10 protein-coding genes are annotated in these 12220 nt (G+C 46.1%); 3 read left to right on the forward strand and 7 right to left on the reverse strand.

The window, feature by feature from the left end:
- Nucleotides 1–24 precede the first annotated feature (24 nt).
- The 7 genes from MKX46_RS14225 to MKX46_RS14255 all read right to left on the reverse strand — a co-directional run bounded on the left by MKX46_RS14225 (nt 25) and on the right by MKX46_RS14255 (nt 9283).
- Nucleotides 25–948, reverse strand: coding sequence for a carbohydrate ABC transporter permease (locus tag MKX46_RS14225; RefSeq protein ID WP_341071376.1), 924 nt, complete (start codon nt 946–948; stop codon nt 25–27).
- Nucleotides 949–1515: 567 nt separating this feature from the next.
- A complete protein-coding gene (locus tag MKX46_RS14230) occupies nt 1516–2496 on the reverse strand; it encodes an ABC transporter permease (RefSeq protein ID WP_340886774.1) in 981 nt (326 codons plus the stop codon).
- 14 nt (nt 2497–2510) lie between these two features.
- Complete coding sequence (locus tag MKX46_RS14235; protein ID WP_029518712.1) at nt 2511–4178, reverse strand: ABC transporter substrate-binding protein; 1668 nt, start codon at nt 4176–4178, stop codon at nt 2511–2513.
- 210 nt (nt 4179–4388) lie between these two features.
- Complete coding sequence (locus MKX46_RS14240; RefSeq protein WP_029518713.1) at nt 4389–6152, reverse strand: sensor histidine kinase; 1764 nt, start codon at nt 6150–6152, stop codon at nt 4389–4391.
- Entirely contained in the window at nt 6149–7780 is a 1632-nt protein-coding gene (locus tag MKX46_RS14245) for a response regulator (RefSeq protein ID WP_341071377.1), read from the reverse strand. Before MKX46_RS14245 ends, MKX46_RS14240 begins: the two co-directional genes overlap by 4 nt.
- 273 nt (nt 7781–8053) lie before the next feature.
- On the reverse strand, nt 8054–8827 hold the full coding sequence (locus tag MKX46_RS14250; RefSeq protein ID WP_029518715.1) for a class I SAM-dependent methyltransferase: 774 nt from the start codon (nt 8825–8827) through the stop codon (nt 8054–8056).
- A 114-nt stretch (nt 8828–8941) separates the two neighbouring features.
- Nucleotides 8942–9283, reverse strand: coding sequence for a cupin domain-containing protein (locus MKX46_RS14255; RefSeq protein ID WP_069012219.1), 342 nt, complete (start codon nt 9281–9283; stop codon nt 8942–8944).
- Nucleotides 9284–9530: 247 nt separating this feature from the next.
- Between MKX46_RS14255 and MKX46_RS14260 the strand changes: the two genes are divergently transcribed.
- From MKX46_RS14260 to rd, 3 genes are read left to right on the forward strand one after another with little or no spacing between them, the layout of a single operon-like run.
- Nucleotides 9531–10766, forward strand: coding sequence for an FprA family A-type flavoprotein (locus tag MKX46_RS14260; RefSeq protein ID WP_039271834.1), 1236 nt, complete (start codon nt 9531–9533; stop codon nt 10764–10766).
- A gap of 36 nt (nt 10767–10802) precedes the next feature.
- The gene (locus MKX46_RS14265; RefSeq protein ID WP_069012220.1) at nt 10803–11996 is read left to right on the forward strand and encodes an NAD(P)/FAD-dependent oxidoreductase; all 1194 of its coding nucleotides are present in this window, start codon (nt 10803–10805) and stop codon (nt 11994–11996) included.
- Between the two features lie 2 nt (nt 11997–11998).
- Nucleotides 11999–12169, forward strand: a complete 171-nt coding sequence (gene rd / locus MKX46_RS14270; protein ID WP_007432984.1) for a rubredoxin — start codon at nt 11999–12001, stop codon at nt 12167–12169.
- The last annotated feature ends 51 nt before the right edge of the window (nt 12170–12220 follow it).

The raw sequence follows: 12220 nt of genomic DNA on the forward strand, positions 1-12220 counted from the left end.
TTTGGCACCATTGGTTTTCATTTACTATCCTTTGACACCGCCCAAGGTCATACCCTTCACAAAGTATTTTTGCAAAAAGGGATAAACTAAAATAATAGGCACTGAAGCGACAATCGTCATCGTGGCCCGAATTGAGGTAGGCGTGACCGACTTCGCTAGATTTTCCGAACCAGCGAATTGGCTCGCATAGTCCTGAGTGTTAACAGACGTGTTGGAATTTTGCAGTATTTTCATCAACTCATATTGAAGAGTGCTCCATTGTTCATATGACGAATTGTACAAAAACACATCGAACCAGGAATTCCATTGCGCGACTGCTGTAAACAGCGACACCGTAGCTAGCACGGGAACACACAGCGGTAAAACGATGCGCATAAAAGTGGAAAACTCCCCAGCCCCGTCAATACGCGCCGACTCCAAAATCCCTTCCGGCAATCCCTCAATAAAGGAGCGAATAACAATCACATTAAACACCCCAATCAATCCCGGCACAACATACACCCAGAAAGTCCCCAGCATCCCAAGCTCACGAATCAGGAGAAAGTTCGGAATCAGTCCACCGCTAAAATACATCGTTAAAATAAAAGCAATCGAAACAAATTTACGCAGCACATATTCCGGCCGGCTGATCGTGTACGCCACCATCGCGCAGCAAAACACCGAAGTCACCGTGCCCGCAACCGTACGTAATACAGAAATCAGCGTAGCATGGAAAATCGTTGCTTCCTTGAACACAAATTCATAATTACTCCACGTGAATTCACGTGGCCACAAATAAATCCCGCCCCGTATCGAATCATTCGCTTCATTCAACGAAACCGCCAGCGTATTCAAGAACGGATACAGCGTGAACACCATCAGGCAGAGCATAAACAGAGTATTGCACGCATCAAAAATCCGATCCGAGGGGGCCCGAAATCGCCCGTGTACGGCCTTTCCTTTACCCATGACTTCCGCTCCTTTCTAAAAAATAGCTTAAGCACCCAGGCATGTAATCCATACGATGGGTAGGATCATTGATATTGGAGCCGTTGTTGGTGCTGTGATATGAGTTGTAGTTTGTGTCAATTATTTTGTTAATGTCAGTTGTTATTAGAAAAGTTATTTTTCAAGCAGTTAATGAGGTCAGCGAAGCGGCCTGTTAAAAATCCACTGACCTGCACCCGTAGTATGGATGAGCTCGCACCTTCTGTTATCACCACCACTAGCAGTCCTAAAAACAAGCGAAAGCGAAGCTGAGCCAACCATCATGGCGCATTTACCCATGGAAGCGCGAGTCACGCGCCTTCCCTAAGCTCCCCCCTTGCCACTACCCTCAGTTCTCAAAAAAGTGACTTTACGGCGGGTAGCAGCGGAGCGGGCGGAATTGTTCTGAAGAAGCGGAGCGTTCGCCTTTATCCCCGGATTTTAACCTATGATCTTTATTCCAATAAGAAAATACGGGGATAACAGCGATCGGAAGAACAATCCGCACGCGAAGCGACAACGAGCCCTCCCCAGAAACTCACTCTTTTTTTAGAACAATCTCTCCTCCCCTAACCGCTTCGCAATATGATTGGCGCTAAACAGTAAGATGAAGCTGACCACCGTTTTGAACATCCCGGCAGCAATGGAAAGCGAGAAATTACCCATCTGGATACCATATTTCAGCACAAAAATATCCAGATTCTCCGAGTAATCCACGTTCATACCGTTGCCCAGTAAGTATTGCGGCTCAAAGCCGGATTCCAGCAGATTGCCGATGTTCATAATGAGCAGGATGATAAATACAGGCTTCAATCCGGGTAATGTCACATGCCAAATCCGCTGAAAACGCCCTGCTCCATCCATCTCAGCCGCTTCATACTGCGAGGGATCAATCATCGTCATCGCGGCCAAATAAATGATGGTATTCCAGCCGACATTTTTCCATACCTCCGATGCACCGAGAATGCCCCAGAAATAGCTTCCTTCGCCCAGCCACAGAATAGGCTCCTTAATCAATCCCAGCCACATCAGCACCTCATTGATGATGCCGTCATCCGCAGATAGCGCCGTACTAATGATGCTGGCCGCGACCACCCACGAAATAAAATGCGGTAGATAGCTGATCGTCTGTACCACCCGCTTAAATACGAGCTGACGAAGCTCATTCAGCAAAATTGCTAGTGTTATAGCGGTGACAAAGCCCAACACCAAATTAATAAAGCTCATCGCCAGCGTATTGCGCATGACCCGCAGAAAGTGTTCATCCTGAAACAGAAAATGGAAATGCTTTAATCCAACCCATTGCTGATCGAGCAACTTGCGGGCAGGCTTAAAATCCTGAAAGGCAATCGTCCAGCCCCAGATGGGCAAATACTTGAAGATGAACAGCCAGATTAAAAAAGGGACGGACATCCATACTAGTGCCCGTTGCTGATTCAGCTTGTGCATAAATCCCCTAAAGCCGGTTCGCCGCGAGGGCGGAAAATGATCCGGGGAGATCGTGACAGGTGGTGGTGACGAGTGGCCCATAGCTGCTTCCTCCTTTATTTTTTACCGGGATTTTCGATTTTTTTGGCAACCTCCTTCGTGATCAACTCCTCATACGCCTTTACATCCAGCTTGTTGAACTCAGTAGTGTATTCATTCCAAATCGCATCAAACTGTTCCGGTGCAGACAGCACCAAACGCGGGAAATATTTGCGCTGTAGGTCCCCCTTCTTTTGCTGGAAGAGCTGCGCAGTTGAGCCTTGAGCAATCGGAATACTCCAGGCCGGATACCATGGGCGCTCGTCAGGTGCGGAAAACATTTGCGAGAAGGACTCTACACCATAGACTTTTAGTAGCTTTTTATCTCCCTCGGTGTAGGACATACGCGCAACCTCAGGCTGCCGTCCGGGGCCAACCGAGTTACCGTCAGGCAGGGTAGAACCGCTACCGTATCGCGGCCAACTATATTCAAAATATTTGAACCCGAATGATTCGCGGAACGCGTCCTGACCAGTCTGCTTAATTTGCTCCTCAGTCCGGTAAAAGCGTCCTTTTTTATCTACATCATAGGTTTCCCCCTTGATTCCCCAGTTGGATAATATCTGGTTTTCGTCCGTCAGCAGGTTGTCAAAAAATTTGATGATACGTACCGGGTCCTTGGCACTGACCGTAATTCCTATGCCTCGGTTATTAACGAATGACGACGGATCAATGTACTGATCCTTTATATTCTGGTCGTATACAATAGGCAGCCCTATATACTCCATATCATCATTGCCCGATTGCTTGGCAGCCTCTTGCAGATTATTCAGGGCCTGCCCCGCCTGCCAGCGGTAGTCAAAAAAGCCCAGCACCTTACCCGAAGTCAGCTTCGCCAAATATTGATCGTAATTGTCCACAAAGGACGATTTATCAAATAGGCCCTCTACATTGAGCTGATTTAGCTCTTTCAGATACCGCTTTGTGATTTCCATATCTCCATAATCCGTGGCCCGGTGTGTCTTCATATCAATAATCGTGCCGCCATCATTCGGATAGCCTGCCAGATGCATCGGCGCGTTCGTAAGAGCATAAAACCTATCCTGCGTGGTTAACGCCAGGTACCCAGTCAAGCCCTCATCTGCATGTTTTTTCGCATAGTTACGAATCAGGGCTAAATACTCGTCAAGTGTTTTGATTTTTGGAAATCCCGCTTCTTTTAATACCCTGCGTTGCACCCAAAAGGCTCCTTGCTCCAAGTTAGGCGCAGGTAAATAATCGCCTACCACCGCACTGAGCGGAAGAAAATAAATGTTCCCATCCTCCGCCTTCATCAAGTTGTAGTACGGTCCATATACACGCTTAATATTCGGTCCGTATTTGTCGATCAAATCATTCAGGGGAATAAAAGCCCCGGCATCCAGCAGCTTATCGATCGTGCCATCCGGTACTATCACATCCGGGAAATCGTTACTGGCAATAAATGTACCGATCTTCGTATTGGAATCACCCACCAAATGCTCCAGCTTCCAGTTTACCCCCGTCTGATCCTCCAGGATCTTGCCGATCCGCGTTTCATTGGTATTAATGTCCCTGCCCGCAGTGGCATTAAAATACGTGAATGTGACTTTCTCCTTGCTATCTCCTGACGCTGGCTCCTTGCCCGAGCTCCCTGAGCAAGCAGTGATCATAGATGCCATCATAACCATTACCAGACCGATGATTCCGAACCTTTTGCTTGTCATGCCAGACCTTCCCCTTTCGCCCTCTTTTGTCGATTGTGTGTGAATATCGTGCGGACGTACCGCAAGCACTGGGAATCCCGCACACCCTAAATTGTAAGCACTTTCATTTTATAAAATGCCGTCCATTTCGTTCACCTGCCAATCTAAAGGTGTTACTTAGGAAACTATAGGTAAAGGTCCTTCAAAGCAAAATAGGTACCGCTCTCCACCTCACTCCCGATCCGCAGGAATCCTAATTCGTATCTCCGTACCCACGCCGGGGGCACTGCGTATGGCAAGCTCAAAGCGGCTCCCGTAGTAAAGTTTAAGACGATAGATGACATTTTGCAGACCTATACGCTCACCCATTTCTTCCTGCCTTTGCATGTAACCATATAAACGTTGTACCTGTTCCTCAGACATGCCCACCCCATCATCTCGAACCGTTAGAATCAGTTGTCCTTCCTCATGCTCAAAATGAATCTCAATGCGTCCCCCATGCTTTAGCGGCTCAATGCCGTGGATACTTGCATTTTCAACCAGTGTCAGCGCGACCATTTTGGGAAGCAGATTGTCCAAGTCTTCAGAGCGCGCCTGCACTTCGTACTGTATTCGCTCACCAAAGCGATATTGCTGGATTTCCAGAAAACAACGGATCAGCTCCAGCTCCTCCCGCAAAGTAACCCGATCCTTGTTCCACACCAGCGAATTGCGGAATATCCGTGCCATGTTATGAATAATGTGCGCTGTCTCATCCTCATGCTTCATCAAGCTCCTCATGCGAATCGTCTCCAGCGCATTGAAGAGGAAATGGGGGTTGATCTGGCTGTGAAGTGCATTCAACTGGGCATGTCTGCGCTGAATTTCCAGATTTTTTCGTTGAATATCAGCCATATACACATCGTTAATCAGTCGCTTTATTTTCAGCGTCATCCGGTTAAACTCACCTGTTAATTGCCCGATTTCATCTCGCGACTCTGTACCGGGAATCAGCTCAAAATGCTGGTTTTTCACCTTTTTCATGTGCTTTAAAATACGATGAATCCTCACGTTCAGCGAACGTGTAATCCAGATAATAATTAATGTAGGTAACAGCATATTTACACAGGTTAACAAGAGCACAAAGTTGCGGGATTCCTGCATTTCATACAGCATTTCATCTCTGGATACCGCTGCCACAATGCTCCAGCCGTTCAGATTGCTCGTAAGCACATAATTCGTCTTGAACTCCATCGTGTCCTCGGGCAGCTTGAGGGTGCTATAGGCCACACTTTTGTGGTTTATAGCAACTTTGGGATCCGTTGTATATTCGATTTCCCCTCGTTCGTTCAGCAGAAAGAGACTTCCCTGCAAATTCAGGTTGTTGAAAATCTCACGAATGGACGACATTCGCAGTTCTATTTTCAGTATTTTTTCACGACCATTTTGGGAATAAAAGTAGTTCATCCGCCGAATCAGGCTGAAAGGGTGCAGCTGTTCGCCTGTACTGTCATCGGTACGTACAAATATAGGCTTGGACTGGCGTCCAGGCGGGATTTTGGTATACCAGGGCAAGCTTCTGACCCTCTCATCTATAAAACTGACTCCCCCGGAATCCAGCAGCGTTGAATTATCGGTGTAGATCGTAATTCCACCTACGGAATGGTATACAGGACTGTAATTATTGTTCAAGATACGACGTAAATAAGAGTCATAGGCAGCAATATAATCAGCAGGGTGGGGATATGTTTGTTCCAACACCTCATTGAGCTGATGATCGGTATAAAAGATAGACGAGATTTCCATCGCATCTTCAAATTCACGGTAAAATTCAATTTTAATCTGTTCCAGTGCACGCGAAATATCCTGAATACGCTGTTCTTTCACATTTTGTGAGGTAACATGGTAAAAAACCAGATTGGTCAACACTACAGGCGCGAAAACACACAGAAAATAAAGCAGCAGCATTTTATCCCGCAATCGCACATGATCAAGAGTCGTCCTCAGCATCTTCATTCGCCGGCCCTCTCTGGCTCGTCGCCAATACTCAGGCTGTTGCGGTATTCACTAGGCGTAGCGTGCGCCGTCTTTTCAAACTGGGTAACAAAATAGTCTGAACTGCCAAAGCCCACGCGCTCCGCAATTTCATAAATCCGCAGATCCGTCTGCCGCAACAAACGTTTTGCCTCCTGAACGCGCAATTTCAGCAAAAATTCGTTAAAGTACACACCATACGTTTTTCTGAACAATTGACCGAGGTACACCGGGTTCATGTAAAAGCGAGCCGCAATACTTTTCAGGCTTATATTCTCGGCGGCATGCTGCTCAATGTAAGCACGGATGTGCTGGATGCCTCCCTGCTGACAATCCTTGCGCAGAACCCCAATATACCTTCCACTTTCCTCTGCAAAAGCTGTAAACAATCGCTGTAGTTCACCCAGGGACAGGTTCATGTCCTGCCAGTTCATCATCGGTTCTAGTGACCGAAGTGAGCGCTCATCTCCCTGCATGTTTTGAATGACCCGAACGATACTAAGTACGCATTGATGCAAACTCATTTTCACAGCCTCAGGTGCATAACACTCCTCCCGAAAGCTGCTAAATAAATAATCCACGGCCACACGCAGCTCCTCCAACCGCAGTTCCTCGACTTGTTCCGTCATGCGATCCAGTACGTCCTGATGTATGGTCTTATAGTGGAGTGGTGGCATTCCCTCCTGTAGATATACAACAATACCGCTATGGTCATAAATGTATTTATGGAGCACTGCTTCCTTCGCACAGGCATAGGACTGCTGGATATCCTGCAACCGATTCACAGGCTTTCCTGCATAAATGAAAACCCGACTTCCCAGCTGGTCTTTTAGTGACTTCATCCCCTCTATCTCCTGTTGTAGCGCTTTCATAAAGACTTCGACCTTGCCTTCAAAATAGTTCAAAAAGAAGTCCGGTACGATAAGACCAATCCGGTTGCGATGCTCATGGACATAGAGAGGGTACTTGCCATCCATTAAACGATGAAGTGCTTGCTCTATAAGCTCCCTGAATTGGAAAAGCGATAGCATAATATTATTGTCACCAGAGCGCCAGGGATGTTGGTCATTCAGCTCGACGAGTACATAGTACATAGAAGTGGCCTCCTCAAGCCGTAGTTGCTGCTCCCACTGTGTCACCACTACATCATCCACTGGGTTCATCATCACAGTCTCTAACAACCCACCTGCATGGTGATTCTGATATCGTTGCGCATTCTGTTGTTCACGATGCAGTCTCTCACTCAGCTTGCGCAATGTAGCCGAAAAGTCACCCTCATCAATCGGCTTAAGCATAAAATCATGAACCCCATAGCGGATTGCCTGCTGCGCATAAGCGAAATCACTATAGCCGCTTAAGATAATAAACGCGGGATGTTCTGTACTCTGTTCGAGCACAGATCGAATCAGCTCTAATCCGTCGAGCACAGGCATACGAATATCGGTAATGACCAGGTCCGGGTGAATACGGCTGATTAGCTCCAGCGCATCCTCACCGTTATCAGCTTCTCCTACGATTTCAAAACCACAGGCTTGCCAATCCATGAGTTGAAGCAGCCCTTTACGAGTAAAGGTTTCATCATCTACCACAATGGCTCGATGCAGCTTCATAACACGCTTCCTCCTTTTGATGTACGCCTATTTTATTATTTTAGTTAACTATTCCAACGATCTTAGTCACTATGATAATGTAAAAACATCAGGGATTGGAAATTTTCACCACACCTATGATATGACAAATAGAGGGGTGCAAAGCATGCGCACACCAGCAGCCAAGCCAAGCAGCAAATATACAAAAAGGAGACGAATCCCTGAATGGGGGGTCGTCTCCTTTTTTTGCTATTGCGTAAAAAGCTTTATTATTCTCTTATTCGTGAATTCAGGCTATCGCTCAGCGATGATACTGACCGCTTGCAGATGGTCGGCGTACTTTACAAACTGCTTGCGCATACCCATAACCCTTGTCCGGGCAGCATGGTTACGCATAAGGTTAAAGGTGATTTTTCCAAGTCTCAACCAGCCCTCGTCCTGAATGATACGTGGCAGATGCAATAAGTGCATGGGAACCGTATAGATTTTAACGACCTTAAAGCCTTCCTCTTTCAGCAACTGTTCCCACTCTGACACCGTCAACGGTGTCGCGTTAACTCGCATGGCTACAGCCAAGTCCTTGTAAATTTGCTTTCTGAGCGCAGGCTCAATATGGCTAGGAGCAAGGCACATCTCATGGATAGCAAACTTCCCGCCTACTTTCAAAAGCCGCCTGGCTTCCGAAATAATCTGCGCTTTCTTGGCCCTTGTGTGCATCGTCAGCATGGCTTCCCCATATACCACCGTCGCAGAGGCATCCGGCAACGGAACTTGTTCAGCATCGGCAATAATGACTTCCCGGTTTGCTCCGCTTGCATACGTTTTTACGATAGAGGCCGCCTTCTCATTCTGTTCAATCGCAATATAACGGCGGGGATTAAGCTGTAGTGTGATTTGGGCAGTTATACCCAATCCGGGGGCAAACTCAATGACCTCATCCTGCCCGGTTACGTCAAGTCCCTCTATCATCCAACGTGTCGTTTTTAACCCTCCGGGCCTAAGCACGCGCTTACCGAGACTTGCTAATACCCAGTGCCCTGGCACCTGATTGTAATCTACTGTCTGCATTGGCCATTAACACCTCTTCTCAAAATTTGATAATGATATTCATTATCAATACGAGTGTAAAAAAAATAACCATTTTCTTTTTTTTATATGAGCATCTTGCTGCTATGTTCTCTTTTATATGTTTTGTGCATAGCTTTCACTTGGCGTTTGGGTCAACACTACATGCAGACTGGAATTCGTCTCTGAACCGCCACGATAGGAAAAGTGTTCATCGCCTGTAACATGAATGATATCCCCTTGGACAACTTCCGTTGCTTCGCCGTTCACAGTTACAGTACCGCTGCCTTCAAGAACAAGCAAATATACATTCGCTCCCGGGTGATTATGTGTTGGCAGCTCGGCATTAGGAGTAAAGTTGAGAATAAAAATTACATTGTCGGCTTCCTTATGCACAATTCGTTTTGTAAAGGCTGCTTCCTTATATTCCTGAAATTGAATGAGGTTTGATTTTTTCATATTGGTTCACGCTCCTGTTTGGAATTAAATTGCTTAAGATGGATTTATACCTTTATTGTATTGGATTATTTCGCTCGCCTTGTGATTGCAATCACAAAACTAAATTTAAGGAGGATTTTGCAAAATCCTAAAGTCAAAAATACTTTTGAAATATTTAAAAATTTGATTTCAATCATCTTTTTCATCGACACATCCAACTAGAATCAAATTGTGTTAGACAAACAAAAACAAGCAGGAGGTTGTTCCTATGAAACCAGGATTCCAACTGGCAAAGGATATTTATTGGGTAGGAAAAATTGATAATCGTGAGGTTCCCTTTCATCGTCTTCTACTATCTAAGGGCACAACCTATAATGCATATCTATTGAAAACCGGAAAACCGACCATTGTAGATACCGTAGATATGGCGTTCGGTAGAGAATTTGCAGAGGCTGTTGCCGAATTGATCGATCCATTGGATATTCAATATATTATCGTCAATCACACGGAACCAGATCACTCGGGTGGATTGGCGGCACTCGCCTCCAAGGCAACAAACGCTACGATCGTCTGCACTGAGATTGCCGTTCCGGAAATTCAACAAATGTACAAGCTTCAGCATCGCAACTTCCTCGTCATCAAGGATGGAGATCAACTGGACATTGGAGGCAAAACGCTGCTGTTCAAAGAAACACCTTACCTGCATACGGAAGAAACCATGATTACGTACTGCATAGAAGATAAAATCTTGTTCCCTTGCGATATTTTCAGTACACACGTGGCTGTAGAGCATCTATTTGCCGACGAGGCTGGTTTTGATATCACCGAGGACTTTGTCGGATACTATCAGGCTATTATTCATCCACATCGCAGATATGTGCGCACATTAATCGAAGCTGTTGCCGATCTGGATATTGAGATGATTGCACCTTCCCACGGCTTCGCAATCCGGCATGATATTGCCAAGTTTATCGATTTGTACGCCTCTATGAGTACCGAAACCAAGGAGGATAAAAAAGTAGCGATTGTTTATGCCACCCTAAAAAATAACACTAAAAAAATGGCAAACATTCTGAAAGATTGCTTTTTGGAGAACCAAATCAAGGTGGAGCTATGGGACGTGGATAAAGCCGATGAAACGGAAATATTGAATAGTATTGCCTCAGCGGATGCTGTTTTCGTCGGTAGCTCTACTAAATATGCTGATATGACGGGCAAATTGGAAGACCTATTGCAACAAATGCAAAAGATGAATCTGGAAGGCAAGCTGGCTGCTGCCTTTGGTTCCTACGGTTGGAGCGGGGAAGCTATTGAAGTCGTGCAGGATTACTTGAACGGTACCAATATGAAGGTCCAAAGTACTTCAGATGTAATCAAATCAACAGGTATGACCCATGTGGAATTCCCGGTACGTATTCGTTTCTCTCCTACAGATGTTGAAAAAGTGAAAAAAATTAAAAATGCCGCTGAATTTGTCTCAGATCTACTGCTTAGTGTTATTTAAAACACAGTAGCATATAGCGAATAGGAGAGATACTGAATGGGTAACCAACATTACGTTATTATCGGAGGCAGTGTCGCCGCCGTCAACGCAGCAAAGGCGATTAGAGATCATGATGAGCTGGCTGAAATATCTATTTATGGAGAGGAAGCATCCTTTCCGTACAACAGAGTCAAACTTTCCAAGGGACTGTTCACTGATTTGCACAGCGACAAAATCCTGATCAAAAAGGAAAAATGGTTTGCCAATCAACGAATTCATGTGTATTCCGGCATCAAGATAACCGAGATACAGCCTGAGGATCGTACTATCCAAACCATAAATGGACAAACCGTTGCTTATGACAAGCTGCTACTGTGTACAGGAGCTCACAACCGTAAGCTTGTGCTAGAGGGGGCTTCTCTAAGGAACGTTCACAATATCCGTTTTCGACAAGATGCAGATAGCCTTAAAGCGGAATTGCGACAGGGAGACCGGATATGCATCATCGGCGGCGGTATTCAAGGCGTGGAAACCGCCTGGTCCTTCCAGCAAGCAGGGTATTCTGTAATCATACTGGAAGCTTCGCATCGGCTTATGCCCCGCCAGCTAGATGAAAAAGCCTCTGCTATTTTGACCGATCGTATAACCGAACGGGGTACTCAGGTACACCTTGGGCAAGGCGTACAACGTATTAAAGGCACAGATCACGTAGAAGGTGTGGAACTACAGGACGGCTCTGTTATCCCCTGCGAGCATGTCGTGTACTCTATCGGAATTGTACCTAATACGGAGCTTGCTCGCCAAATCGACCTTGGTATTGGACAAGGCATTCTGGTGAATGCGCAGATGGAGACCAGCGCCACCAATATCTATGCAGCAGGTGATGCAGCCGAATTTCAGGGTAGAGTAGATGGGTTATGGGAAAGCGCAATGGAGCAAGGAAAAATAGCAGGCGCCAATATGGCGGGCGCATCCGTCAGCTATCAGCGTCCCCTCCCTGTAACCCTGTCGAACTGCTACGAATCCCCTCTCTTTTCCATCGGTCTAGTAGATGAACGAGTCTGCGACACCAGCCTGATTACTAAAAGTCAAGCTTCTTATACACGTATGTTCATACAAGACGGCTCTATCTGCGGCGTGATTGGCTTTGGGGATGCCCTTGCTTCACTACCATACAAAACAGCCATCATGCAGGGACTCAAACCGGATGCACCAGAGCTCACAAAAATTTTAAATGACAAGGAGAACTAGAGATGAAAAAATATGTATGTCAGCCCTGTGGATACATTTATGATCCTGCTATCGGCGACCCCGATGAAGACGTTATGCCCGGTACAGCGTTTGAGGATCTTCCAGAAGACTGGGTTTGTCCAGTCTGCGGTGAGGATCAAAGTCATTTTGCCCCAATAGATGATACAGAATAACAACCATGCACTATAACCTGTAGTTTCCGGTTTATGAATGGAGTGAATGAA

The sequence above is a fragment of the Paenibacillus sp. FSL P4-0113 genome (assembly GCF_038009305.1).
GTDB lineage: Bacteria > Bacillota > Bacilli > Paenibacillales > Paenibacillaceae > Paenibacillus > Paenibacillus polymyxa_D.

Excerpts from the sequence above, each read along its gene's own strand:
- rd (WP_007432984.1), top strand. The coding sequence starts at position 11,999 with ATGAAAAAATATGTATGTCAGCCCTGTGGATACATTTATGATCCTGCT.
- MKX46_RS14235 (WP_029518712.1), bottom strand. The coding sequence starts at position 4,178 with ATGACAAGCAAAAGGTTCGGAATCATCGGTCTGGTAATGGTTATGATG.
- MKX46_RS14260 (WP_039271834.1), top strand. The coding sequence starts at position 9,531 with ATGAAACCAGGATTCCAACTGGCAAAGGATATTTATTGGGTAGGAAAA.
- MKX46_RS14230 (WP_340886774.1), bottom strand. The coding sequence starts at position 2,496 with ATGGGCCACTCGTCACCACCACCTGTCACGATCTCCCCGGATCATTTT.
- MKX46_RS14255 (WP_069012219.1), bottom strand. The coding sequence starts at position 9,283 with ATGAAAAAATCAAACCTCATTCAATTTCAGGAATATAAGGAAGCAGCC.
- MKX46_RS14240 (WP_029518713.1), bottom strand. The coding sequence starts at position 6,152 with ATGAAGATGCTGAGGACGACTCTTGATCATGTGCGATTGCGGGATAAA.
- MKX46_RS14245 (WP_341071377.1), bottom strand. The coding sequence starts at position 7,780 with ATGAAGCTGCATCGAGCCATTGTGGTAGATGATGAAACCTTTACTCGT.
- MKX46_RS14265 (WP_069012220.1), top strand. The coding sequence starts at position 10,803 with ATGGGTAACCAACATTACGTTATTATCGGAGGCAGTGTCGCCGCCGTC.
- MKX46_RS14250 (WP_029518715.1), bottom strand. The coding sequence starts at position 8,827 with ATGCAGACAGTAGATTACAATCAGGTGCCAGGGCACTGGGTATTAGCA.
- MKX46_RS14225 (WP_341071376.1), bottom strand. The coding sequence starts at position 948 with ATGGGTAAAGGAAAGGCCGTACACGGGCGATTTCGGGCCCCCTCGGAT.